The following is a 25,970-nucleotide window of genomic DNA, read 5'->3' as shown; positions in this document are numbered from 1 at the left end:
TTTATTAACAATTATGCCAAAAACCGATTTCATTCTTTCTCCATTTCACGCTATAATTATATTAGCCGTTACATTTGAATGGCACATTATACTTTAGAACTATGGAGAATACTTATGATTAAATTAATAGCAACAGATATGGACGGTACCTTCTTACGTAACGACCATACTATGCCACCTGAATTTCCTGAATTACTTCATACACTTACAGAAAATAATATTATCTTTTCTGTAGCAAGTGGCAGACCTTACTTAACACTTCGTGAAAATTTTAAAGCTTTTCACGAAGATATGCTTTTCATCTCAGACAATGGTGCTCATGTAGTTTACAAAGGTGAAGAAATCGCTGTTCATTTACTTGATAATACTCTAGTAAACGAGCTCATTCTTGAAACACGAAAAATCAAAAATTCTTATAGCGTTGTTTGTACAACAAATGGTGCTTTCGTTGAAAGTAATAACCGTGCTTTCCTTAATGAACTCAAAAAATACTACGTTAAATATACTGTTGTAGATGATCTTACACAAATTAATGAACGCATTATTAAATTCACAGTATGTGATTTAGATGGTGCTGAACATAATAGCTTTCCTATTTTTGAGCCTTTCATGAAAAGATTACAAATCTGCGTCGCTGGTTATGTATGGGTGGACATGATGCCTAACAACGTCAATAAAGGTATGGCGATTTGTGATATTCAAAAACATTTAAATATCAGCTTTGATGAAACAATGGTATTTGGAGATTACCTTAATGATGTAGAAATGATGGAAAACGCTTATTATAGCTATGCTATGCTAATGCCCATCCTGATTTAATCAAAATTTCTAGATTTCAAGCAGCTAGTAATGAAGAAAATGGTGTTGTCCTTAAAATTCAAGAAATGCTTGAAAATAATTTCTTACCACTTGATAAATAGAACTAAAAAGATAGTGTCACAAAATTATAATTCTGCGACACTATCTTTTTAGTTCTAATCTAAAAGCCCTTGTAATTTAAAGCTTTTATAAATACCTTCATTATCTACTGTTTCTGTGATTTCATCAGCCACTTCTTTCAGTGCATCACATGCATTGCCCATAGCAATACCTATATTTACAAATTGCACCATTTCCATATCATTTAAGCTATCACCGTACCCAAGAGTATCTTTTTGATTCATACCTAAATATGTTAAAACATGCTGGATACCTGTAGCTTTGTGCACATCAAGCATCATTATTTCACCACTGCCACTGCCCCAATATGCCATAGAATTTGGTAATATAACCACTTCATCTTTGAATTCTGCTTGAAGCTGCTCCGTGGTCAACTTGGAATTAAAATAAAGAATCTTACAGATATCTTCTCTTTCAAGTGATTCAGCACTTGTCATATGTCCCATAAAACCTTCTGCTTGTTTTTGAATGCTTTCTTTATTTTCTGGATGTCTTGCAATATCTCTTTTAGTTATTTCTCTAAAGAATTCAACTGTGCCTTCACTTACATAAGTTTTATCAGGAGCTTCTAAACAAAATTGGATTTGATGTGCCTTAAAAAAGTCTATGATATGTTTAATTGTTTCTACTGGCATAAATTCTTGCCTTATAATTTGATCTTGTATTTCTACATGTCCACCAGCTGAACAAATTCTGCCATCTACTTCAAGTTCATTAGCTTTGCCAACTAATTCCGCTCTAGAACGTCCTGTACATATGAATACAAGATGTCCGTTAGCTCTTGCTCCTTTGATTGCCTCTCTCGTAGATTCTAACATTACGCCATGATGATTAATTAATGTCCCATCTACATCACAAAATATTATTTTCCTATCCATGCTAAATCCTCTGTCTCTTTCTAGTTATTTTTCTTCATAATAATCACACAAAAACATCATATTCTCTACATTTTGTAAAGCTATATTTATTATAAAGGAAAAATCCTAAGAACAATATTCTTTTTTGTTTATAGTTTTTTCTTTTACTCCCCATTTAATTTTATAAATTGAATAAGACAATCGGTATATCTTATTCGCCCGAAAAGAAGGTTACCCCCAACAACCTTCTTTTTGCAATGTTTTCATTAATTTCTTTCTCTTATTATATAAACAATTCAGTCATTAGGTCATTGCCAATATATTTGTACATATGATATAATGATTTAATAACTCGTGAGGGAGTAGTTTGCGTATAATTTATTGTACGTGACAAGTCAACATAGTGATTATAGGGTACTAAAACCTTTATAATCTGGCTTGTCTTAATGAACAAGACTCATGTGTAGCTTTGTGCTACGCATGAGTCTTTTATTTTGTATAAAATAAACTTATAAAGGAGAAATGCAAATGAGAATTTGGGAAATTATTTTAATTGGATTAGGTCTTAGTATGGACGCCGTTGCTGTATCTATGACAAATGGTATGATTTATAAAGGACTTACTAAAGACAAAGTAATTGGTATGCCTGTATTTTTCGGAGGTTTTCAAGGTTTTATGCCACTTTTAGGTTTCCTCCTTGGAGGTCTTATTTCAGGAATCATTACACAATACGCCAACATCTTAGTCTTTTTAATCTTAGGCTTCATTGGTAGTAAAATGCTTATAGATGTTTACAAAGATTATAAAAATCCTGAAGCTGAAGAAAAAGTTGTAGAAGGTAATCTTACTTATAAAACACTTCTTTTACAAGCAATCGCTACAAGCATTGATGCTTTCACAGTAGGTATTGGTTTTAGTGCTATAGGTGTAAACGTTGTATATGCATCTTCTATCATAGCTCTTACTACTGGAGTCTGTTCATTAGTTGCTATCTTCGTTGGGAAGAAATTCGGTAATATGTTCGAAAGCAAATCAACACTTATTGGTGGGATTATCTTAGTTCTTATTGCGATTAAATCACTTATTGGTTAATAATTAAAGAGTTTGTTACAAAAAGGATATCATTTCACTTTGTAACAAACTCTTCTTATATGCTTCCCTCTTAACCCTATTTACACCTTTTCTACTTACTTTGTTTATGTTTTTTAATACAATAGTCTATTTTTTATTTCAGTACCTCAAGACATTCTCCCTTAAAATGGTTATACTAGATAAGAATATTTCATGTATATACTTCTTATACTCATACATGAAAACAAATATGATACACCAAAGGAGAAACACATGTTTTACATTAAAGACGTAACTTTAGATGAAGTTGATGCATTTATTATCCCTGTATTTGAAGATACGACTGCACGTACAGAAGAATTACAAAAACTAATTGAGAGCGGGACTTTCACTGGCAAAGAAAATGAAATGTTCATTTTACCTACTATAGGTGAAACTGTTAAATATACAATCTATGTAGGACTTGGTAAAATGACTAAACCTAGACAAAGCCTTATACTTAGAAACGCTCTTAGTCAGGCTGCTAGAAAAGCTGTAGAACTTAAAGTAAAAAAAGTAGGTGTCAAAATTGCACTTAGTCCAAAATTATGCATTGGGGACAACACTAAAATCACTACAGAAACAATGGCACTTGCTACTTATAAATTTGATAAATACAAAACAGAAGATAAAAAAGCTAATACTATTGCTTTTGAAGAAATTTATATTATAGGCATTCCAGCTTCTAAACTTGAAAATGAAAAAGAAGTCCTTGAAACAAGCATTAATGTCATAGAAGGCGTTAAGATTGCTAGAGATATTGTAAATGAACCTTCAAATCATATGTATCCAAAATCACTTGCTAAATATGTGAAACATATGGGTGAAGAATGCGGACTCCAAGTAGAAATCATGGACGAAAAACAAATCAAAGAACTTGGTATGCACGCCTTCCTTACTGTAGGTATGGGCTCAGAAAAGAAACCTCGCCTCATTGTAATGCGTCATATGGGAGATCCTTCTAGTGACTATACTTTAGGTCTTATTGGAAAAGGGTTAACTTATGATACAGGTGGTTATTCAATCAAACCAACTGATTCTATGAAAACAATGCACAGCGATATGGGTGGTGCTGGTGCCGTTATTGGTACAATGTATGCTATTGCAAAAAGCAAAGTAAAACAAAATGTTATAGCCGTTGTAGCTGCTTGCGAAAATGCTATCTCTGGTGAAAGTTACAAACCTGGAGATATTATCTCCTCTATGTCAGGCAAAACAATCGAAATCTTAAACACAGATGCAGAAGGCCGTTTAACATTAGCTGATGCTATGACTTATATGATGCAAAAAGAAAAAGTTACTGAGGTTATTGATTTAGCTACACTTACAGGCGCAGTCCTTACAGCTTTAGGAACAAGTACAACTGCTGTTATTACAAATAATGAAGCATTTTATGAACGCTTACAAGCTTCTGCCCGCAAGACAGGAGAACAATTCTGGCAACTTCCTACATTCGAAGAATATAAAGCTATGAACAAAAGTGAAGTTGCAGACCTTAAAAACTTAGGCGGTAAATACGCTGGCACAATCACAGCCGGTTTATTCGTAGGAGAATTCGTAGAAAATGACACACCTTGGATGCACCTTGATATTGCAGGAACTGCATGGCATGAAAGTGTAAATAGTATTAATGTGAAGGGAGCAACTGGGACTCCAGTAAGAACTCTCTTCCAACTTATAAAATCAAGATAGGGCTACACAGAAGAGAGCGCAAATGAAGGTGGAAGGATTCGAACTACACTCTACAGAATTTGTGATACTCTAAGTTCGATAAACAAAGAAACAGCGTGAACTCACAGTGCGATAAAGCGTGCGCTATTCAAACAGCACACTTAAACCAACCTACTAAAGTAGGTGGAATTACACATATAAAGGGTGTGCATCAAATGCACCGCCACCCTCTACTCATACGCCAACAAACAAAAAAGGCTCTGCACTTTCATGCAGAACCCTGTCTCCAAGCGTTCCCGACTGGAATCGAACCAGCGGCCTACCGCTTAGGAGGCGGTCGCTCTATCCTACTGAGCTACGGAAACACTGTGCCTAATAGACACTCTATTATAGTACATATTTTATTTATTTTAGTCAAGCCTTTATTTTGTAACAATGGTCCCTTGTAACCAACAAGTTCCCATAAAACGCATACCCACACTAGGCATACCTACTAAGTCCTTTTTATTAATAAGCACTTCTAATGGCATATCGTTTACTTCTAAAACAAATAGGTAAATATCTTCACCTGTTTTACTATTTTTACGTGTATCAATTGATTTGATTTCGCCTAACACAGCATATGTGGCATCTACTAATGTTGTTGGTACAAAGTAGCCACTCATAATAGATAAGAAATCTTCTTGCATCATACGCTCTTTAAGCTGATCATCTAAGTCTTTTTCCTCTTGTTCAAGTTGAGCCTGGGCCTGTGCATCCCCTTCTCTAGCCTTTTGAATGATGACCTTAAGCTTTTCACGTTCTTCTCTTTCAACTTCTTCATCTTCTTGGTCTTTTTCAATTGGTAAAATAATCGTACCTTCCATAGCAAGACCAGCAACTTTAACTTTATCAAATATACGTTTTTCTTCTATAATATCAAGATACTCCACAACATTTTGTAGCCAGAAAATAAACTGCATGCCTGTGTCCTTTTCTTCACAAATCACATAGTATGTATAGTCATCATCTACACATTCTACTGCCATGTCTTCTACTTGAATCTCATTGTGACTTATAAAACATGGTTCACATTGTTCAATCTCAATCTTAGCTTCTTTCTTGCTACCACCTTTCAGAACAATTCTTACCATGACATACATATCATTATCGTATGCTTTGAAGTATTCTGCTAAAATATCTTTATTCTGCTTTCTTGTCACAACTTGCTCAGTTGGGCTATCTAATATACTACTTACTATAGCCTCTAATTGTGTATCTTTGTCTAGGTTTGAAAAACCAACTGCTGAAATTGGAGATTCCATCTTTATCCCCCTCTCCGTTTCTAATCTTATTTAACACTTAATTTACTATCTTATCCATAAAAACTAAGTGTCTCAAAGTTTTTTGTCTTCTATTATTTTCTAATTATACAAAGGCTATTTTCATATTACAAGTAGTTACTCATTCTCCTATTATAAATATATATATATATTTTTCAAGGAGATTATGATACTTTTATACAGTTTCACCTTGGTTTTCTACTTATTTCTTTATCTTTTTAGCTTCTAATCTTTTAGCTAGCCATTCATTATAGAGTCTAAATATAATTGCAAATACTGGTACACCCAATACTGAACCAATTATACCAAAAAGCCCTCCTCCTACAAGTACGACAAATACAACCCAAATACCATCAAGACCTATTGAATCACCTACAACTTTAGGACAAATAATATTACCATCTATTTGTTGTAATACTACAACAAATACAAGATACCATATAACCTTAGTTGGATCTGCTAATAAAATAATAATGACACATGGCACAGCTCCAATAAATGGTCCTAATACTGGAATGACATTTGTAATCCCTGCAATAAATCCAATTAATAATGGATACGGAAATCTAAAACTCCATGCACCTATAAAAGTTAAAATTCCTACAATAAGTGCATCTGTTAACTGGCCTACAATGAATCCTTTGAATGTTTCATTTGTCACCTCTAATACATGATATAAATACTTCTCGCTTTATTAGATATCGTAACCTGCAATGTATTAGAAATAAGTGCTGCTAAATCATCTTTACTTATTAAAATGTAAATTGAAATAATGAGTGTAAATCCTGTATTGAGGATTCCATTAAACGCACCTGTTGCAATCCCTATAACAGATGGCACGATATTTTGTAAAATCGCAATAATTTGTTCCTTAGACTGTACCAAGAAATTTTGAACCTTTATCCAACTTGATTCTTGAAGGTCCACTCTACTCATAATCTCTCTTGAAAGCGACTCAAACTGAGTAGAATAACTATTCATATTTCCTACAAATACACTAATACTATTAGCTAACTGTGGAATTAATGTAGCAAATACAAGGATGATTACTGCAAATACAAGAACATATGAAAGTACAATAGCTATACCCCTTTTCTTCTTGTAAGTTCTATCCCCTTCCTCTACTTTAAAAAGCTTTTTAACAAAGAAGGTGACTGGAATGTTAATCAAATAGGCAAAGGCAAACCCATATATAAATGGCCCTATGAGTACAAAAAAGTTTTTAATCATACCTCTTACATCTTCAAACTTAATGAGCACAAAGGCAAGTATTAAGGCATATGTAATTAAAAACAACTGTTTTCTATACTTAATCATCCATAACTCCTTTCCTCTTGTAAACCTTAAGGGATACCCTCTATTTTTATTATACCTTATACATATAAAAAAATTAAGTTAGACACTCTACTAAAATATATCCTAATTTTGGAAACTTATTCAGGTATAAATTCAAATTCATTTGCTTAATTATATCCTTTCTCCCATACTTTAAACATTTTACGCCAAAATAAAAAAGCATTTTACGAGTCGACCCTTCGTAAAACGCTCTCTAAAATAAGCTAAACTTATATTACCTTACAATTAGCATAATCCATTAATGACATCATTAAATGTATCTGGATGATTTGTAATAACTGCATCTACATTTAATTCTTTCATTTGTTTCATATCTGCTTTTTCATCTACAGTCCATACTGTCACTGTTTTACCAATGCTATGTACTGTATCAATTGCTTCTTTATCTACTTTAGTATAATCTACTGAGATTGCATCCGCATATCTATAGCTACGGATATCCCATGGCATTTCTTTGCAAAGAAGTGCTGTTTTAATAGCTGGTGCTAATGTTTTAATTCTTTTAAGAGTTTCTACATTGTAAGAAGATAAGATTACTTTATCTTCTGCACCAATTGTTGCTACACGATCAATTACTTCTTCTGTAATTTGTTCGTATTGTTCTTCACTATCTTTAATTTCAATGTAAAGTTTAACATTGTATTTCTTAACTAATTCAATGGCAGATTTAATACATAAAATCTTTTCTCCTTCATATTTAGGATCATATTTTACGCCCGCATCAAATTCTAATAATTCATCAAGTGTATGATCTTTGATGTATCCAGTACCTGTTGTTGTTCTGTCAAGTTTTGCATCATGAATGATAACAACTTTGTTATCTTTTGTCATGTGTACATCTACTTCAATTCCGTCACAATAACCTTCTGTTAATGCTTTAGCAAAAGCAATATTTGTGTTTTCTGGATATCTACCACTAAAACCTCTGTGTGCAATATTTAAAACTCTTCCCATTTATGTCTCTCCTCTCACGTCAACAAGTTTTCTATCGGCCTCATTTCTTATTATAATCCTATTATATTAAAGTCTCAAGTTTTTAAAACATTTTCAATTAATTCATTATATATAGTATTTCACTAATGTATTAATCTACAAGCTCCCAAGTACCAAATTTCCCACATCCAGGGCAAGCTTCTTCACAATTAGCTCCAGAATACTCCATAGATAAAAATGAACCCATAATATTTGCATCATACATAGGATAAATAGGTAATTCCATCATATTTTCATACTCATATCCCACTGTTTTTCTATAACCACATTTTCGACAAATATATTCACTCACTTACTTCACCCATCCTAATATTAATCATTAACATATTTGCCTTTATGTTTTGCTTTTAACTTCAAAATTATTCTCGAATTCCATCCCTTACTTCCTTATAAAATTCAAATAATAAAAAGGAGCTACAATAGCTCCTTTTTTTATTATTTGAATTTTACTTGCTCTGTTTCACCTGTAATTGCTCTAAATGAGAATCCTTGTTGTCTAAGCCCTTCCACGATTTGTGGCAGTGCATCAACTGTAGTCGTTTTAGCTGGTGCGTCATGCATTAAGATTACTGCTTCATCTTTACCTTTTGAACCATTTAAAACAGAATTTACAATTACATTTTTATCTTGTCTATTGGCAGATGCGTCTGATGAATCTACATTCCAGTCAAAATATGTAAACCCTGCATTATTAACTGCTGGAATAATTTGATCCATAATTGATGTGCCACCATATTTATGACTAATTGTATTGTTAGAACCACCAGGGAATCTCATAATAGTAGGTTTAACACCTGTGATTTTCTCAAGTGATTTTGATAAGTCTGTAATATCTGTCATAAATGTATCTACACTACGATAAATTTTATCATATTCATGTGTGTTAGAGTGGATTGCTAAAGTATGTCCCTCATTTACAATACGTTTATATATTTCATCTTGATTATTTTTACCTAAAACAAAGAATGTTGCTTTGATATTATTGGCTTTAAGAAAATCAAGAATTTTTACAGTATTTACACTTGGCCCATCATCGAATGTAAGATATGCAAATTTATTTGTATCATCACTTACATTTACACTTGGATGAGCTGCTATTTCTTTTTCTAATTGTGCTTTTTTATTTTGAACTTCTGTTTCTACTGCTTCAAGCTCTAGTTTATGAGTGTTGAGTTCTTCCTCAAGTGCTACCTGCTCTGCATTAAATGTAGTCACTGCTTCTTTGGCAACTTTTAATGCACTTACCTTCTCAGGTAATTTATATGCTAAAAACCCTGCACATCCTCCGAATACTATTGCTAAAAGTAGAAATAGTAGTGTAGTTCCAATTTTATTACTCTTTCTTCTGCCATAACCCATTGTTATCACCTTTTTCTACTTCTCTAATTATACCTATTCCTATTTTTAATGTTATATTTATGTTATTCCTTATTATTTCATTGAATCTGGAATAACTACCGGTTCATATTTTGCTAAATTATCTTGTAATTCTGCTAATTCTTTTTCCGCTGCTACTTTTTGTTCTTTCACAGCTTGTACTTCTGCTCTTAAGTCTTCTGTAGTCTTAGAAATAGTCTCTATGCTTGCAGTATTTTTATTAATACTACTTGCAATAAAAAGGTTTTCACCTAAGAGACATATTGTTAAAGCAGCGCCTAAGATAGTTATAGCTATACATACACCTAAAAATCGATTCTTCTTTTTAGTACCAAAAATTAAGTTACTTCTATATGCCATAATGCCTTATCCTTTCTTTTATTTTATCTATTAATCAGTATACTATTTTTAACTTAAATTTAAAACATAGATTTTAATTTTTTATCTTACCATTTTTTTCAAAACATAAAAAAGTGAGGATGCCTAAATAGACATCCTCCAATCCAACTAACTTAACAAATTTAACCAACTTAAGGAATCTATACAAACTAAGCATTACTGCTTATTTTGCCTTATTTAATAACTGTTCTGGTACTTTTGTTTGATAGCACCACCAGTCTGACTGATAGCTTATGGCTTTATAGGCCGATCTTCTAGCTACCTTTTCCAACAATATCAATAAAATTAATTTCATTTACTACTCCTTTATGTAAGGCACCAAGATAAGTATACCTACTATACTCATAACTACTGCTACAGTTGACCATAATCCTTTATAATTGTTATTGCCCCCATAAAATCCTACTAATGTGCTAATTGCAAGTACACTAACCATTATCCTACTTATTCTTCTATTTCTAATTAATTCATTAGAAGTTTTAGGATTATTTTTATTTTCTATAGGTGCTGCCATATATACAATACCTACTGTAAATACACTACTAAGAAAAACTAAGTTATCCATAATCATCATACAGTGGGTCATTGTAGTTACAATTGTTAACCCATGTAATACGTGGGTTATAATAAAGCACTGCCATCTTGTACTGGCGTGATACCCACCTGTTATACGCCGCATGCCCATAAATATCAATAAAAATATTAATGTATACTGAATACAATTAGCCGCAATCCCTACTATTAATATAGTAATTAGCAAAAACAAATTGCTTATCAGTATTTCTAAACCATAGCAATAAATATCACACTCTTCTTCTAAAATGATATGATTTGCTTGTAATGTTAAAACCAACTTATTAATTACTCGGTTTATATTTTTCAACTCCTTTGATACAGTCATTCTATCACACTATCTTTTTATTTTTGTTTTTTCTGTCTAAATGGTAAAGTTTTCTGTCTAAATGGTAAAGTTTTCTGTTTAAATGGTTAAATCTTCTTTTTTTATTACCTAGCTTTCCCTATAATCTATTAAAACATTGATTTCAAATTCATTGTTTTTACAGCTATATTCCATAAATCCAGCATATTTATCAACTACATACTTTACATTAATAAGCCCATAACCATGTTCATGCTTGTTTAGCTTTTTACGTTGCACCAATTTATTATTTTGAATAGGATTACTAGCTACAGTATTGCTCATATTAATAAGCAGTTTATTATGGTGCGGATGAATATTAACCTTAATCTTCCTCTTTTTATCCTCTACTTCTCGTACAGCTTCTATAGCATTGTCTAATAAATTTACTAGCAATGTCCCTAAATCTACTTCTTCTATACACATCTCCTCTGGGAACTTAATTTTCAAATCATAATCTATATTTTCTTCCCTCGTGGAATAAACCTTTTGATTAACAACTGCATCTCCTATCATATTGCCTGTATTATAATACATTGGTACTTTCTCGGCCTGTTCTCTTAACTCCCTAATGTATTTCAGACACTCCTCTTTCTCATTATTAGTAACCATATATTCTAGGATGCCATAATGATTGAGCACATCATGTTTAATTCTTCTAATCTCTTTATGACTCTTATTAAGCTCCATAATATGTTCTTGTATAACATCTTGATTATGTAAAATTAATTTTGTCTTAGCATTTTCCTGTACGCTTACAATAATCTTTCTAAATAAAGCATAAATCATTATATTAAATGTAAAGAATATAACAGCTAATAAAACAATATATCGCTGCATTAATGAGTCTGTATTATAAACACTCAATTTAAACATAACGATGACAGTTACCAACGATGCAACGAATGTCACAAGTGCGAAATCTCTATACCCCTTAGGCATTTCTACTCTTTTTAAATTAAAAATTCGTTTAGCAGCAACTATTAATTTCAGAATAAATAGCTTAACCATTAAAATAACGCCAACACGTGTCATATGTCCATAAGTTAATAATTCACTAATCTCTTTATTTGCTAAATAGGCCATCAAATTTACGCTGACGATTGTACATAATCCTAAACAAACATCAAATACAGTGGCTACAATAATTTTATTTTTAATTGTCCCTTTGTACATGATTATTGTATAACTGCACATTAAACTTAGACTTATCAAGGTTGAACAGCTGTTAAAAGCCTCATACCCCGTTACAAAATAAATCCCCATTGCTAACAACATAAGTCCTGGAATTTTATATTTCTTTCTCTCTTCATATTTATATTCTAATATAAATTGTACAAATTGATCCAAAAACAAAGTATCAATCATACAAAATAAAATCTCCATAAAAATATACATCTCTGTTCTCCTATTTTATGTATGCCACAAATTTACTATAAAATGCTTTTTTCTTATTTCTACTTATTAAGATGGTTTCTTGTTTCCCACTAAAGTCTGTTAAAATTTTTAAGTCTTTTGTAATTGTCCTTACATAACGCATATTAATTAGTGTGGATCTATTAGGCATTGCAAAGTTACTATTATTCTTTATAATTTCTAATATATCTTCAAATCGTGTTACCATAATACGGTAACGTCCCTTCGTCGTCTGCATATAAAACTTACGAAGCTCTATTTCAAAATATATAATCTCATTTTCTCTCAGTTTAAGTACTTCTTGTTCAGTATTAAATAAATATATATTCTTTTTTCCCTCTACATACTTAATGCATTGTCTAATTAAGCTTTTTCGTTCCTCCATCTCTAAGCCTTTACGTATAAATTTATAAATATTGTAACCAAAGGCATCATATACTCTATCTTCCATGGATGTTATGAGTACAATGGTTACTTCTTCATCTATTTGTCTTATAGCTTCAGCAACATCAATGCCATCCATTTCCGGCATATCAATATCTAGAAAGATCAAATCAATACTATCTTCCCGTTTATCATATTCTGAAACTAATTTTTTAGGAGAAGTACACGCCTCTAAATCATACTCGATATTTAACTCCTCTAATTCCTCCTTTATCATTCGTGATAGCTCTTTTACATAAATCTCTTCATCATCACATATCATGATTGATAGCATTTTTATCACCTTCTTATATCACTCTATACATTTTCTTCAATCAATTATATTATTTTTCCCTTATTTTATCAAACTTTGTCTTTTTATCCTTAATTTTCATAAAATAATTAAGGAGACATCTTTTTTAAGTTATCTCCTTAATTATTCTTATTTATGTTTTTCTTCATACTCTTTCCAATCTACAAGCCTGTCACCAATAACAATATAACTTTTTTTCGCCAAACGAGCTAAAGGTGTATCCGATAAGGAATCAGAATAAAACTCTGCCATTTCATAATCGCTCATATATTCATTGAGACGTACTACCTTTTCTTCTCCATAACAATTTTCTCCATCAAACTTTCCTGTTTTAGCGTCTACCTTAGAGGCAATTAACTTCTTTACACCAATCTCTTTACAAATAGATGTCAACAAAAATTCTGGTGATGCAGATATGATAATATCTATCTGATGATCCTTTTGCATATACCATCCTTTTAATTTTGATTTATGTATTTTCCAATAATCATTTACCCATTCCTCTATATTAGGAATGTCCCTGAGAAACATAAAGTATTTTTCTTTCATTTTTACTTTAGGCCACTTCTTTAAACCATAGTGCATAACTGTAGCATAAAGCTGAATAGGTATATATTTTAAAATACTAGGCTTTCTTTTTAAACAATACTTATAGAAATTAATAGAACTATCTCCATCATAAACTGTCTTATCAAAATCATATGCAATTATCTTCATGACTCTCCCCCTAGTCTATTTTGTCTATAATTATAGTATATATATATTTTCAATCTTCTGTAAAGTTTTAATGCATATTAAAAAGGGTGATATGACCCACCACTATCATATCACCCTTTTAAGTTTGAACTTTAGAATTATAAAATTCCTTGATCAGCCACTACTATAATTTCGCCAGCTTTAATTTTAGCATATGCTTCGTTTACTACTTTTGTAGTTTCTTCATTAAGGTTAGGATTCACTTCTGGAATACCTACCCCATCATTTTGTACACCATATGTGAGCGTTTGACCACCTTTATACGCTCCCTCAATTGCATCCGCAATCACATCATATGTTGCTGTACTAATTTTTTTCATAGCTGATGTTAATACAACTGACTGCGTATCATTGTATAACCCGTCATCATATTGATCTACATCAACACCAACGACCCAAACTTTTTCGCCGCCTTGTGCACGTTCTCTAGCTTCTTTAATAACACCTGTACCTACTGCTCCAGCTGCACTAAAGATAACATTTACTCCACGATCATAAAGTTGTGCGCTGATTTGTTGTCCAGCTGCCACATCAGTAAATGTTCCTTGATAAATGAAGTTCTCTGGTAACATTGTCATACTTGTTCCATAGTTTTCATTTGCAAATTGAATACCTTGTTGGAATCCCCAATTGTATCTGTTAACTGCATCTGTTGCCATACCACCAATAAAGCCAACATTTGCTTCTTTGAGCTCTACAGCAGTTGCAAGTCCTGCTAAAAATCCTGCTTCATGCTCATCAAATAAAACTGCTACTGTATTATTGCCTACTGTCTCTGGTACAGCATCAATAATCATGAATTTTTTATCTGGATATTTACTTTGTGCTTGTGTAATTGATTGTGTAAATTTGAAGCCAGGGGCAACTACCATATCGTATCCTGCTTCATCAAAGTTAGCAATTTCCTTAAGAATCTCTGCATCTGATTCTCCACCTGGTTGAAGATATTTAGATTTGATTCCAAATTTTTGAGCTGCTGATTGGATGCCTTCCCAAGAACCTTGATTGAATGATTTATCATCAATTGAACCAATGTTTGTTACAAGACCTACTTGTAAATCACTTTTATTAGTATTTCCTGTACTTGCACCACATCCAGCTAATACTGACATTGCTATAAATCCACATACGATATTTCTTAATAACTTTCTACTCATAGTTTTTAACCCCTGTTCCAAGTCTAATTTATGTATTCATTCTAGTTATTTTTTCTTCATTATGTCGCAAAAACAAATTTTACTTGTCACTTGCTATATTAGTATACATAAAACCCGAACGTTTTGCAAGCTTTTTACAAAAACGTTTTGCCATATTTAATTTTATTGCTTTATTCATTTCATTAATTCTTATTATGTACTTAGCTTATAAAGGTTATTCTACATTTTTAATTAAAACTTCCCTAACATAGGTGTTACTTCTATATTAAAAGACTTAGCTAATGCTTCAGTCTTAGCAATAGCTTCATCGCTTAAAAATCTAGGATCATGAGCATCTGAATTAATTAAATAAGTTAGTTTATATTCCTTAGATAGTTTAAGTGCTTCTGAAACAGGATATCTTCTGCCACCACGTAAACCATTTACATTGATTTCAACTGGAATATTTAAACGTTCACATGTACTAAAGATTTGACGCATAACCTTTTCACTGTGCATATCCCATTTGTCATCATTGTATTTCTCAAGAATTAAATCAGGATGAGCTAAGAAAGTAAATATACCTGTTTCTAATCCTTCACATACTTCATTGGCATAGATATATAAAGGCTTTTCATCTTCTTTCTTTGCAAAGCTGTCAATACGTTTATGATCACACCAGTGTTGACCAAGTATTAAAATCTCATAGCCATATTCCTTGCGGAACATTTTATAAGTCTCTATTTTTTCAGGGTAATATTCGCATTCAAACCCTTTAATGACGCGAATTTCATCTTTATATTTCTCTATTTGTTCATCTAACTCTTTATTGAAAGCAGCAAACTCTTCCCATCTCATTCTAGCCATATCATCATTTTCAATTTGTGGCACATGATCTGTAATTGCAATCTCTTTAAGTCCAGCTTCTATAGCCGCCTTAATATAATCTTCTATTTCTCCTACAGCATGGTTACACCATCTCGTATGTGTGTGATAATTTGCAATCATTTTATTCCTCCTCAAGGCTTGTACGTTCATTGTATTCATTCCACTACATGGTAGCACAAGCCTCTTTACCTGTCCACTTTTGCCACATTTTAAGACTGTTTACTATTTGAAAAATTGCTCAATTTTCTCTTGCATCTGCTGCTTTTCTGCTTCAAATTGCTTCTTACGATTCACATTGGCTCCAGAAGGATGAGGAAAACCTAATAAACATTGAGACTCCTTTAGCTTTCCTTCCTGAATACATTCTAAAACTATGTTTTCTACACATCTGCCTAAAGGTATAATGAAAGCATCCTTTAACATTTCTACTTGAGGATAAAAGAAAGCTTTTACATAATCCATTAATAATTCATTCTTCATTAAATCCGGTGTATGGCCTGTATAATTTTTACCTTTTACAAAAGTCGCAAAAGGTAGCATAGATGTCGTATGCAATAAATCATCTCTATCTCCAAAAAGCTCTGCTGTAGAACAAATGCCTAAAGCTTCTTGTACATTGAGTTCATCTAGCATCTCTATAATATTTTTTCTTAAAGTCCCACTAAACCTAGCTTCCTTCTTGCAAATATAAGGCATTTCTTCCAATGGCACACCTTCTTCAATGCACTTTCTAGCTGCTATAATAGAAGTATTCATTTGGGCAAATCCAGGTGTAATTCCTACAATAAATACCTTACCATTAGGATTCATATATTCATTATGGGTATTATAATAGATTGAAATATTCCCCTCTTCCTCTATACAAAACTCCGGCACAATAAGCTCCTCTTTTGTATAAGTCTTTTTTAAAGGGAGCTTCGCAATCTCATTATAATAATCCTTAATCTTTGGCATTTGTTTCATTCAAGTTATCCTTTCTTTATCTTATCTAGTAGCTGCCCTGAATCTTTAATTTTAATATGTCCTCTTGTTAATGTCACAAGCCCTTCTTTTTCAAATTTCTTAAGTATTCTACTCACCACTTCTCTTGAACTACCTAAATGATTTGCAATCATCTCATGGATTAATTCTAAATCGTTTGTCTCAGATATTAAACTTTGTTCATATAAAAACTGTGCAATTCTATAATCTAATGGAAAGAAAATGGCTTGTTCTAAAGTATACATGACATCTGATAATTTACTTTGCGTAATATAAAGAAGAAACTCTAAAACGGCACTATTTTTCTGCGCTAAAGCTTTAAAAGTAGTACTTTCAATAATAATAGCTTTCGCCTCCTCTATAGCACATAAATTAATATCATAAGTGATGTTACTAAAAACGCAAGCAGCCGATAACATACAAATATCTCTCTCATATAATTTAAATAACGTAATTTCTCTTCCACTAGGGGCAGCAATATAACTTCTAAATGCACCATTTATTACAATTAAAATTCCTGTACACTCTGCATTTTTAACATGTACAATCTCACCTTGATCATATTGGGCAATCGAACTATTTTGAACTAATTCTTCTTTTTCACTTTGTAATAAGCTTTTCCAAAAAGGTAAGATTTCCTCTAAATAATTAACTTTCTCCATGTTATTTTAGCTTCTCCCTAATTATTTATTGTTTAAGATTGAGCTAGGTAATAAATAAGCACCACTCATAAATAGTATACCCATTAATAATAAACCACTCCACCCATAGCACCTACACATGTTCTCGGACATATTCCTGCATAACCTCTTGCTTCTCATTTTTCCTAGATGTTCTATATGCAATAAATGCCCCTACTAGTATAGAAAAAACAAATACCATTGAATAATTAATAGAATTCATAATCTCCTCTCATCCTAAAACCTCCTTACCGCCAACGGACAGTCTAATAAATTCTTTGTTAATATATCAGCATTAAAAATTTTATTCTGTGACTTTGTCACATAAAAATTCACCTGAAAATTTCATACATCTATACAAAAATATAGAACCTTCATAGAGAAGATTCTACCTCTGTAACATTTTTTGTAGTTTTGCCATATCTAATATTAAATTCACTGTCTCAAATTTTCCTTTGTAAAACATAGCCCAGTTATTAAACACACAAGGTAATGCTTTAGCTTTCTCTAAGGTATCTACTTTAATGAATGAAACAGGTACATTATTTGTTTCACAATGTTCTTTAATAAGCTCTATATTTTGATATACATAAGGGCACTGCATATCATAATAAATAGTCAGCTCTTCATTTGCAATTTTTGAAGCCTTAGCCCCCTGTGTAAAATGAGGGGTTGTCCCATCAAAAGAAAGAGCAAGTAACTCATAGCCACTTTCTGTGGTATCCACTACCTCAAAGCCAAATCCTTTAGCAAAAGCCTGATCTGTCAGCCAAGCTTTTTGCTTTTTGGCACCTAACATACAAATGCCAGACTTTCCATTTTCCCTAGCATCTGCAATACAATATTCCATCATAGCCTTCCCATAGCCCTTACCTTTATAACCACTGCCTGAAGCCCATAAGCAATAAATATAATAATAATTGTCCCCCTCAATAGGCACCCAAGCCTTTTCTAATGGCGCATATTCAATAAAAACAGTCGCCTTAACATTTAATTTTCTAAAAACATGTCCCTCATCAAATCTCTCCCAAAGCCACTGCTTCTTAGCCTCTATCCCCGGATGCACCTTCTTACTGCGAATAATACATGATATATGTTCAGTAGGTAAATTCTCCTTCGTTAGATTTATAAAATCAACATTTAATTCTCCCATTTGATCACCCCATAAATTCTTAAACCCTAATTAATACTTATAAAATAATGATTTTCCTAATAGTAATATAACACAATTTAAGAAAATCTAAACTGTTTACAAATTGTGTGTCAATTTATATATGTAATAGTAAGCTTCTAGGCAAAAAAGAAGCCTAAGATTCTAAAATCTATAGGCTTCTCTTCATGCTTACACACGCAGTAGGATTCGAACCCACGACATTCTGATCCGAAGTCAGACGCTCTATCCAGCTGAACTATGCGTGCTTATACATTTTAAGTTTAACACTTTTATGTTGGGAGTTCAATAGAGAGATTGTTTTTGATGTATCTAATTAACATGTGTTCTCATTGGAACATCTGATTTTTTTGTGTTTACGGCATCTGATTTTTGGTCTTTTTATAAGCATAACATCTATGCTGTAACAATTCAAGGAAAGCAAAAAGAGAGAATACAAAATGTCTTCTTAAATCCATTTTTAGGTACTACAAATAGACCGATTTGCATCTGTCTCAAAATTTCTATTCAATTATAAAAATTTATGCTAACATATAAAGGAAGCTATGAAAAATCTTAATAGTTAGGTGTCGTTTCCTATGCCTATCAGGCTTATATGAAGTTTATGAAATAGGAAATCTCACTATTCGAAAACGTAATTCATAGAATTTAGCAGGTTCAGATTTCTTGTTTTTAAGTGTATTATACAATGCATTTATATGCAGAAGATTATATGGTTTTTCTTCCATCTTTTCCAGAATGAAGCTGATTAAATACTAAATCCCAACCCCTATATCTCATTGTCCATTTTTGTGTGATTTTCATTGTTGCCAGATAGAGCATTTTTGCTTTTACATTTTTTATTCTTACATGATAATTTCATATATAAAAGATATCAACAGGTTATTATAAACCTCTGATATCTTTTTTATATATTCTTTATTTATTTTTAAACTTAGGAAAACCAATTGCTATAGCAATAAGGCCACAAATACCCATAAGCACTGGATAATGTAAATATTTTAAAATTGCAATAGGTGAAATTCCTGCAAGACCTGATGCTACAATGAGCTGTGCTCCGTAAGGAATGATCCCTTGAATACATGCCCCAAAGATATCTAAGATACTAGCTGTTCTTCTAGGATCAATATCATATTCATCAGCAATATCTTTTGCAAGTGGTCCTGCCATAACGATGGCAATTGTATTATTGGCTGTACACATATCTACAAGACTTACAAGGGCAGCAATACCAAACTCTGCACCTTTCTTTGTACGTATACAACGTTTTACAAAGTTCACTAAGTAATCAATACCACCATTTTCTTTGATAAGCTCTAATGTTCCACCAATAATCATTGCAAGTAGTACCATTTCTGCCATACCAATCATTCCATTAGAAGCTGCGCCTATTGCATCAAATACTCCAAAGCTACCTGTTACAACGCCCACAATTCCTGCAAGTACTGTTCCCCCTGCAAGTAAGATAAACACATTCACGCCTAAAATTGCACCAAGTAATACTGCAAGATATGGGATTACTTTCACCCATTCATAAGCATATTCACCAGTAAGTTCTTGATGATATTGACCTGCCATTATAGTTAAAATAATGATTGTAATAATTGCAGCTGGTAAAACAATTAAAAAGTTTACTTTAAACTTATCTTTTAATTCACAGCCTTGAGTACGTACTGCTGTAATTGTGGTATCTGAAATCATAGAGAGGTTATCTCCAAACATTCCACCACCAACAATTGCTCCAATTACAAGTGGTATTGGCATACCTGTTGTTTCAGCGATACCAAGTCCGATTGGTGTAAGTGCTGTAATCGTTCCTACAGATGTTCCCATAGCAAGTGAAATAAAACAAGCAATTAGGAATAAGCCGCCTACTAAGAACTTAGATGGAATTAAATGCAGACTTAAGTTAACAGTAGATTCTACGCCGCCCATAGCTTTGGCTACAGAAGCAAAGGCACCAGCTAAAATAAAGATAATGCACATCATCATAATATCTGTATGACCAGCACCCTTACAAAACATCTCAATCTTTTCTTCAAATGATTTCTTTCTATTAAATGTTAATGCCACAGCTGTTGCAATCATAAATGCTATTAATACTGGCATTTTATAAAAGTCATTCGTTCTGATTCCTACTCCTAGGAATAATATTAAAAACACACCTAAAGGTAATAATGCTAATGCACTACCTTCATTTCCTTCTTTTCTCATATGACACCTTCCTAAATAATGTATAGTCGATTTCTATATTAACATAACTTATTTGTATTAATCTACTATTAAATTTTGTCATATAAATTCTAAGAAGGTTTAAATTGCTTTAAATCTCATTAATTTAACCAATTACTTATATAATTACCATCATGATCATTGGTATAATACACATGATTATTACCACTTTCCCAAATCACAACACCATACCCATCTTTCTTAATAAACTTAAATTCAAAACTAGAATTTGCTGGAATTCCAGTCACTATACCTTCCCAAGTTGGATAATTCGTTGGCCCTAATTTCACCGCTTGATCTGTATTCCATTTACCTAGTTCTTTGATATTTCCTACCACATACACATTTTGTCCCCAATAAGTTTCTGCTTGATTAACTCTAAATTTCACGCTAACATTTATCTGATTATTGTCCTCTTTTTCGTATCTTGCAATAAAGTCTCTATAATAATTATAAGATTGACCTTCTACTACGTCACCAACTCTTAAAATAGTAATCCCATTATATCCATGATAATTGATGGCATCAGAAATATTATTCCAATAATATTGATAGTCATCTCCACCAGATAATGCATTTTCTCCTTTAATCTCTATACCTAATCTAGCTGCACTATCACCTACATAACCTACTAATGTTTTAGGTGCAGAAGTATTATTGCCATCATGATCATTCATCTCAAGACATGTAAAATGTAAATTCACCTCATCATTGAAGCTCTCTATCATTTCTAAAATTGGATTATAACCATATCCATTATCTTGGCTAAAATCACTATCGATAACCCCTGCACAAACCTCTGCCGCACGTGGTGTATTAGTTGACTCCATTTGCCAATGAACCCCTGGAATCTTAATACCTAATTTAATATTATCAAAATCCTCATCAAATGCTTCCTGCCCATAAGTTAGCATGCGTCTACCATGCTCTACCAATGAACCATTGTACCATTCCAAAAGATCCTTACCATATTGGCTTTCATAATAATTATGTGCACCATTACTATAAAAGAAATTATCACCATCCATAGGTGGTGTCACTTGGTTAAGACTACTTAAATTGCAGCCCCAAGCATTATTAATGCTTTGTAAACTACCATATTTAGTAAGCATTGCTACTCTAAAATCTGCCTTTGCTAAATTGGAATAACATTGCATAGCACCCTTATTAGGATAACCCGTATTTGTATCATGATTGTTATAAGAAGGATATCTTAATTCTCCAGCAGGGCCACCACTAATATTAAGCTCTTGAATATCATTTTTATACGTAGCACCAAAATGATCTTCAAACGCATTCATAAAATCAATATACTCATTCTTAATAGCTTCATCAGCCCATAAAGAAATATATTCATTACAAAAGTTACCTTGAGAACTTTGATACTTTAAGTTATAGCGATTAAGATACTGACCTTCAATAGATGTATTTTCATATTTAGTCCATATCCACCTAGGCAAGTACGCAGTATAATTATCTCCCACATTCCCACCACACTGATGAAATGACATAATTGGTACAATGTCTAGGTCCGCTGCTTTAATTGCTGCAAAGACTCTATCATAATAGCTAAAATCAAATTGATTATCTGCTACGCCCTCTACATCTCCCCACCAAACATCCACACTAATCGCATCGATTCCTATCTCTTTTGCTTTTCTTAACTGATTGTTAAACTCGTTCCAATTGATTACCTTAAGTGGTGCCATGGCATTAGCTGTAAAATGAGTCGTTTCTGCAAATGTTGTTACTGGCATTAACATACCTACTGCTATTGCCAAACTAATAACTTTGCATCCCATACTCTTAAAAATTTTTAGTACCATTAAATCTCCCCCTCAATTTAAAATACTAATTTCTATTAAACAGCTACTATACTTTATTCAACTTGTTTTATTTATAGTATAATTTTTTCCATACTTTACAATATATATTGTGCCTTTTATATTTTTACGCACTAAAAAGGTGCCCCACCCCTGAAGCACCTTTTTTCACGTTCATATTTAATAGATATTGAGGCATTTATTTTTGTTTTAAAGTCTGATTCCCTGTCAAACTTTTCCTAAACTCTTGCGCTTGAAGTTAATAAGAGGATTTTGTGTTCTTACAGTATTTTTAATGCAGATTTAAATACTCTAAACTTATAATTTAGGGATTATATTTCTCTTATTTAGCAAACCTTACATATTTTCTCTATCTAATTTATTTATCTTTAACAAACTAATTTCTTATAATAAAAATAGCCACTCTATACGAATAGAGTAGCTATGTCAATCAACATCTTGATAGTTATTGCATACAAATACAAACAACCTTTTAAAAGTTGTAACCAATATATATCTACGATACATATATTGAGCAGCTGGCTGACATAGTTTTCACCTTAATCCCTATAGCTTTGCGTCATTAGATTTCTCTAATTTTGCCAAATTATTTAATTAGCTTCCTCGAACTTGTCTTTATTATATACTATAACTTTTCTTATTTAAAACACTTTTACAATTTTTTCATTTTTCAAAATACACGATATTTATTATTTGCATCTTACCTTTTATTTATACCATATTTTTTCAAATATATCCAAATGACTCTTTTCAGAGTTAACTACATCACTAAGGTAACTTCCTGCTAGTGTGCCAATTAAGATACTACTAAGTTCTTTTGAATTATCACTCAATATTATCTCTTCTTTATCTTTTGCTTTTTCACACATATCTTCAAATAACTTACCTAAAGTCAGCTCATTATAATAAGCATACTCATCTTCTGTTATGCTATTAAAGAAATAAACAAACTCGGCATCAATTAGCTTCATTTCATTTGCCTCTTCTCCTACATTAAGTACAAAATTAATATAGTTATTTAAGAACTTCACATATTGTTTATCCTGTTTAAACCATTCATAGATTTTAGCAACTTGTTCATGAAAACTGATTCCCTCAGGCCACTCTTTCATTCTAAGAGCAATACGAATAGTGAAAATTCTTAAATAGTAATGAAAGATATGTTCTTTAGTAGGAAAATAATTGAAAAATGTACCACGTGAGATTTGTGCTTTTTGACAAATTTCATCTACAGTAATATCGGCAAATTCTTCCTGCTTCAATAGGTTAACTGTAGTTTTCAAAATAGTAGTTCTTGTTTTTACATAATTAATCTTTCTGAGTGAAAATTTTTCTAAGGATTGATACATCATTATTTATAAATCTCCTTTCAACTTTTCAACTTATATTCTTCTAAAGTATGGTCTATTTTGATGTTAATATACATTTTTATAAATTTTTTTATTAATATAGAACTATATGTATATAAATTTGTTGACCACTATTATTTGTTCCTTATAGTCTTTAGTGCTATAATTAGGTTCTAAGGATAAGTATTCCTAATTAATTACAGAAAGGAACTTTTGATGTATCGTAAATTTATTTACTTCCTTTTAGGACTTTCATTTATTTGTAATTCTCTATGGGCTACACCACTTCCTGAACTCAGCTCAGATGGTGCAGTTTTAATTGAACCTACAACTAAAACTGTTTTATTTGCTAAAAATGCAAACGAGACTTTTTACCCTGCAAGTACAACTAAAATTTTAACTTCACTACTTCTAGTTGAAGATTTAGATAAAAACTTATTAATTACTAAAACCGCAGATTCACTGGCTAATGTGCCTTCTGATAGTAGTCAAATAGGTTTAAATGTAGGCAGTTCTTATTCTGCTTATGATGGTGTCCATGCCATAATGATGGCTTCTGATAATTTCGTAGCTTATGATATGGCCGTTAAAGATGCTGGTAGCATTTCGGCTTTTGCACAAAAGATGAATGAGAAGGCCTGTGCTTTAGGTGCCACTGCTTCTCACTTTATTAATCCTCATGGTTATCATGATGAAGACCACTATACCACACCTTACGACTTAGGCCTTATTGCACGTGGAGCCTTCGCTAATCAAACTTTAACCAAAATCGCTAGTACACTTAACTATACATTTACAGATCAAAGTAATGGCAATCGTATTCCACTTACCCATACTTCTGCCCTACTTAATCCAAATAGCAACTATTATAATTCTGCTGTAACAAGCTGTAAAACAGGTTATCATACACCAGCCAAACGTACACTCGTTACAAAAGCACACTATGATAATATTGACCTTATTGCAGTAACTATGCGTACAGATGCCCCAAATCAATTTATTGATATGAACAAACTTCTAGATTATGGTGCAAAGAACTTCAGTCTTATCCAAACAGATACAGGCGAACTACAAATTAAAAACACCAGTTATTCTGAATGGGCAGAACCTTATGTAAATGCTGCCTTAGAACGTGGCTGGATTAACAATTCAGTTCAAAACTATATGGCACCGATTTCACAAAGAGAATTTCTCTTAATCTTACAAAAAGCTCTTCCAGAAAAATATCAAGAAACAGTAGCTGGTCAAATTCTTTATTCTGGCCGTTCTATTTATAATGAAAGCCAACATCTTTCAAGAAAAAATGCAGCCAAACTTAACTACGATTTCTTACAATCATTAGGGTTTAGTACAGACTATTTACCAGTCATCCCAAATGTCACTGATTTAACGGAAGTCAAAGCAGCTTATGATGATGCCATTCATTTCATGGTTCAATCAGGTCTCATGATGGTAGATGACGCCCAAAACTTCTATCCAAATAGTCCCCTTACCCTCCAACAAGGGATCTACACAGCCTACAGATTTTCAGAGCTTTTAAACCGTTACGATAGTTACTCTTATACTCCAAAATAAAAAGATTGAATGCATTACTCCCCACAAGTAAACGCATTCAATCTTTTTTTCATCTCATAATATCACAATCATTTCGATTACAGTATCTTTTATCCTCTCAATTATACGCCCCTCAGTAATCGGCTTGTTGTATGTAGTAGACTAGCTTAAAGTTCATACCATTTCTTTGCTTATCGAACTTAGAGTATCACAAATTATAGAAGGTATAGTTAGCCCCCTTGGACCTTACTCGACTGTCAACTACTTCACCAACTAAGCCTTTT

Annotated in this window: 26 protein-coding genes, 2 tRNA genes and 1 riboswitch; of the genes, 4 read left to right on the top strand and 24 right to left on the bottom strand. The window is 32.2% G+C overall.

What is annotated here, in order from left to right; all coding sequences use genetic code 11:
• Window positions 1-114: 114 nt before the first annotated feature.
• A complete protein-coding gene (locus JCM14822_RS07425; protein ID WP_242861437.1) occupies window positions 115-819 on the top strand; it encodes a Cof-type HAD-IIB family hydrolase in 705 nt (234 codons plus the stop codon).
• A 155-nt stretch (window positions 820-974) separates the two neighbouring features.
• On the opposite strand, the gene JCM14822_RS07420 is transcribed toward JCM14822_RS07425, so the two are convergent.
• Complete coding sequence (locus tag JCM14822_RS07420) at window positions 975-1,817, bottom strand: Cof-type HAD-IIB family hydrolase (RefSeq protein ID WP_054741074.1); 843 nt, start codon at window positions 1,815-1,817, stop codon at window positions 975-977.
• 507 nt (window positions 1,818-2,324) lie between these two features.
• Between JCM14822_RS07420 and JCM14822_RS07415 the strand changes: the two genes are divergently transcribed.
• Both JCM14822_RS07415 and JCM14822_RS07410 read left to right on the top strand, forming a co-directional pair.
• Window positions 2,325-2,888 (top strand): manganese efflux pump MntP, encoded by a 564-nt coding sequence (locus tag JCM14822_RS07415; protein ID WP_054741072.1) that lies wholly within the window; start codon window positions 2,325-2,327, stop codon window positions 2,886-2,888.
• A gap of 252 nt (window positions 2,889-3,140) precedes the next feature.
• A complete protein-coding gene (locus JCM14822_RS07410) occupies window positions 3,141-4,598 on the top strand; it encodes a leucyl aminopeptidase (protein ID WP_054741070.1) in 1,458 nt (485 codons plus the stop codon).
• Window positions 4,599-4,868: 270 nt separating this feature from the next.
• On the opposite strand, the gene JCM14822_RS07405 is transcribed toward JCM14822_RS07410, so the two are convergent.
• From JCM14822_RS07405 to JCM14822_RS07305, 23 genes are all read right to left on the bottom strand, one after another.
• Window positions 4,869-4,942, bottom strand: a tRNA-Arg gene (locus tag JCM14822_RS07405).
• Between the two features lie 57 nt (window positions 4,943-4,999).
• The gene (locus JCM14822_RS07400) at window positions 5,000-5,881 is read right to left on the bottom strand and encodes a DUF3881 family protein (protein WP_054741068.1); all 882 of its coding nucleotides are present in this window, start codon (window positions 5,879-5,881) and stop codon (window positions 5,000-5,002) included.
• 220 nt (window positions 5,882-6,101) lie between these two features.
• Window positions 6,102-6,560 (bottom strand): AI-2E family transporter, encoded by a 459-nt coding sequence (locus JCM14822_RS22510; protein ID WP_054741066.1) that lies wholly within the window; start codon window positions 6,558-6,560, stop codon window positions 6,102-6,104.
• 2 nt (window positions 6,561-6,562) lie between these two features.
• A complete protein-coding gene (locus JCM14822_RS22505) occupies window positions 6,563-7,216 on the bottom strand; it encodes an AI-2E family transporter (protein ID WP_054741064.1) in 654 nt (217 codons plus the stop codon).
• A 264-nt stretch (window positions 7,217-7,480) separates the two neighbouring features.
• A complete protein-coding gene (locus JCM14822_RS07385) occupies window positions 7,481-8,209 on the bottom strand; it encodes a glycerophosphodiester phosphodiesterase (RefSeq protein WP_054741062.1) in 729 nt (242 codons plus the stop codon).
• Between the two features lie 130 nt (window positions 8,210-8,339).
• Window positions 8,340-8,540 (bottom strand): hypothetical protein, encoded by a 201-nt coding sequence (locus JCM14822_RS07380; protein ID WP_054741060.1) that lies wholly within the window; start codon window positions 8,538-8,540, stop codon window positions 8,340-8,342.
• Between the two features lie 143 nt (window positions 8,541-8,683).
• Window positions 8,684-9,607 carry a polysaccharide deacetylase family protein gene (locus tag JCM14822_RS07375; protein WP_054741058.1) on the bottom strand — a complete coding sequence of 308 codons (924 nt, stop codon included), beginning with the start codon at window positions 9,605-9,607 and terminating at the stop codon, window positions 8,684-8,686.
• A gap of 72 nt (window positions 9,608-9,679) precedes the next feature.
• Window positions 9,680-9,985, bottom strand: a complete 306-nt coding sequence (locus JCM14822_RS07370) for a hypothetical protein (protein WP_054741056.1) — start codon at window positions 9,983-9,985, stop codon at window positions 9,680-9,682.
• A 202-nt stretch (window positions 9,986-10,187) separates the two neighbouring features.
• Complete coding sequence (locus JCM14822_RS24905) at window positions 10,188-10,319, bottom strand: AgrD family cyclic lactone autoinducer peptide (protein ID WP_083461319.1); 132 nt, start codon at window positions 10,317-10,319, stop codon at window positions 10,188-10,190.
• A 3-nt stretch (window positions 10,320-10,322) separates the two neighbouring features.
• Window positions 10,323-10,925: an accessory gene regulator ArgB-like protein gene (locus tag JCM14822_RS07365; protein ID WP_083461318.1), complete on the bottom strand. Its 603-nt coding sequence runs from the start codon at window positions 10,923-10,925 to the stop codon at window positions 10,323-10,325.
• Between the two features lie 108 nt (window positions 10,926-11,033).
• The gene (locus JCM14822_RS07360) at window positions 11,034-12,341 is read right to left on the bottom strand and encodes an ATP-binding protein (RefSeq protein WP_054741052.1); all 1,308 of its coding nucleotides are present in this window, start codon (window positions 12,339-12,341) and stop codon (window positions 11,034-11,036) included.
• Window positions 12,342-12,351: 10 nt separating this feature from the next.
• A complete protein-coding gene (locus tag JCM14822_RS07355; protein ID WP_054741050.1) occupies window positions 12,352-13,077 on the bottom strand; it encodes a LytR/AlgR family response regulator transcription factor in 726 nt (241 codons plus the stop codon).
• A 147-nt stretch (window positions 13,078-13,224) separates the two neighbouring features.
• Window positions 13,225-13,812 (bottom strand): HAD-IB family phosphatase, encoded by a 588-nt coding sequence (locus tag JCM14822_RS07350; RefSeq protein WP_054741048.1) that lies wholly within the window; start codon window positions 13,810-13,812, stop codon window positions 13,225-13,227.
• A 137-nt stretch (window positions 13,813-13,949) separates the two neighbouring features.
• Window positions 13,950-15,008, bottom strand: a complete 1,059-nt coding sequence (locus JCM14822_RS07345) for a BMP family lipoprotein (protein ID WP_054741046.1) — start codon at window positions 15,006-15,008, stop codon at window positions 13,950-13,952.
• Between the two features lie 231 nt (window positions 15,009-15,239).
• On the bottom strand, window positions 15,240-15,995 hold the full coding sequence (locus JCM14822_RS07340) for a PHP domain-containing protein (RefSeq protein ID WP_054741044.1): 756 nt from the start codon (window positions 15,993-15,995) through the stop codon (window positions 15,240-15,242).
• 102 nt (window positions 15,996-16,097) lie between these two features.
• Window positions 16,098-16,838, bottom strand: a complete 741-nt coding sequence (locus tag JCM14822_RS07335; RefSeq protein ID WP_054741042.1) for a uracil-DNA glycosylase family protein — start codon at window positions 16,836-16,838, stop codon at window positions 16,098-16,100.
• A gap of 5 nt (window positions 16,839-16,843) precedes the next feature.
• Window positions 16,844-17,518, bottom strand: coding sequence for a Crp/Fnr family transcriptional regulator (locus JCM14822_RS07330; RefSeq protein ID WP_054741039.1), 675 nt, complete (start codon window positions 17,516-17,518; stop codon window positions 16,844-16,846).
• A gap of 112 nt (window positions 17,519-17,630) precedes the next feature.
• Window positions 17,631-17,759, bottom strand: coding sequence for a hypothetical protein (locus JCM14822_RS22500; RefSeq protein ID WP_278287188.1), 129 nt, complete (start codon window positions 17,757-17,759; stop codon window positions 17,631-17,633).
• A 165-nt stretch (window positions 17,760-17,924) separates the two neighbouring features.
• A complete protein-coding gene (locus JCM14822_RS07325; RefSeq protein WP_054741036.1) occupies window positions 17,925-18,689 on the bottom strand; it encodes a GNAT family N-acetyltransferase in 765 nt (254 codons plus the stop codon).
• Window positions 18,690-18,881: 192 nt separating this feature from the next.
• Window positions 18,882-18,955, bottom strand: a tRNA-Arg gene (locus tag JCM14822_RS07320).
• 670 nt (window positions 18,956-19,625) lie between these two features.
• Complete coding sequence (locus JCM14822_RS07315) at window positions 19,626-20,921, bottom strand: Na+/H+ antiporter NhaC family protein (protein WP_054741034.1); 1,296 nt, start codon at window positions 20,919-20,921, stop codon at window positions 19,626-19,628.
• A gap of 119 nt (window positions 20,922-21,040) precedes the next feature.
• Window positions 21,041-22,765, bottom strand: a complete 1,725-nt coding sequence (locus JCM14822_RS07310) for a family 14 glycosylhydrolase (protein ID WP_054741032.1) — start codon at window positions 22,763-22,765, stop codon at window positions 21,041-21,043.
• A gap of 528 nt (window positions 22,766-23,293) precedes the next feature.
• A riboswitch (cyclic di-GMP riboswitch) is annotated at window positions 23,294-23,376 on the bottom strand.
• 114 nt (window positions 23,377-23,490) lie between these two features.
• Window positions 23,491-24,135: a TetR/AcrR family transcriptional regulator gene (locus tag JCM14822_RS07305; protein ID WP_054741030.1), complete on the bottom strand. Its 645-nt coding sequence runs from the start codon at window positions 24,133-24,135 to the stop codon at window positions 23,491-23,493.
• Window positions 24,136-24,348: 213 nt separating this feature from the next.
• Here JCM14822_RS07305 and JCM14822_RS07300 point away from each other — a divergent pair, with 213 nt between their 5' ends.
• Window positions 24,349-25,707 (top strand): D-alanyl-D-alanine carboxypeptidase family protein, encoded by a 1,359-nt coding sequence (locus tag JCM14822_RS07300; protein WP_054741028.1) that lies wholly within the window; start codon window positions 24,349-24,351, stop codon window positions 25,705-25,707.
• The last annotated feature ends 263 nt before the right edge of the window (window positions 25,708-25,970 follow it).

The sequence above is a fragment of the Cellulosilyticum ruminicola JCM 14822 genome, from assembly GCF_001311925.1.
In the GTDB taxonomy this organism is placed as follows: domain Bacteria; phylum Bacillota; class Clostridia; order Lachnospirales; family Cellulosilyticaceae; genus Cellulosilyticum; species Cellulosilyticum ruminicola.
This window is presented reverse-complemented; position numbering and strand designations above follow the sequence as displayed.